This is a genomic window from Oscillibacter sp. UBA6647 (genome assembly GCA_002455655.1).
GTDB lineage: Bacteria > Bacillota > Clostridia > Oscillospirales > Oscillospiraceae > Oscillibacter.
This window is the reverse complement of sequence record DKLF01000076.1, coordinates 31,544-31,972: the sequence shown is the minus strand read 5'-3', so window position 1 is coordinate 31,972 and position 429 is coordinate 31,544. Positions and strand designations below refer to the sequence as shown.

1 protein-coding gene is annotated in these 429 nt (G+C 61.1%); it reads right to left on the bottom strand.

Going from position 1 to position 429, the window contains the following annotated elements; translation table 11 throughout:
• Positions 1-87: 87 nt before the first annotated feature.
• Positions 88-429: hypothetical protein (locus B2W96_RS05705; RefSeq protein ID WP_293009324.1), on the bottom strand; the 342-nt coding region annotated here is incomplete at its 5' end.

Sequence of the window (429 nt, the reverse complement as noted above, 5' to 3'; positions counted from 1 at the left end):
AAGCCGGGAGCCTCCGTTTTAAATTAGAGAAGATGGCCTTCTGCGGAGCGCGCTTTTTGGTAAGCCCGAGCCGCGGGAAACCGAACCTTACTCGGCGTACAGGGACTTCAGCTTCACCAGCTTGTCATAGCGTGCCTTGGCGGCGTCCTCGCTTCTGGCGAACAGGCTGTCGGCACGGTCCGGGAACTCGCGGGTCAAGCGGGAATACCGGGCCTCGCTCATCAGGAAGTCCTGATAGCCGCCTGCGGGCTCCTTGGAGTCCAGCGTAAATTTCGCGCCTTCGGCGGCGGGGTTGAACCGGAACAGATTCCAGTAGCCGCATTCCACGGCCTTCTTCATCTCCACCTGGCAGTTGGTCATGCCGCCCTTGATGGAGTGCATCTCGCAGGGGGAATAGCCGATGATGAGGGACGGGCCGGGATAGGCCTC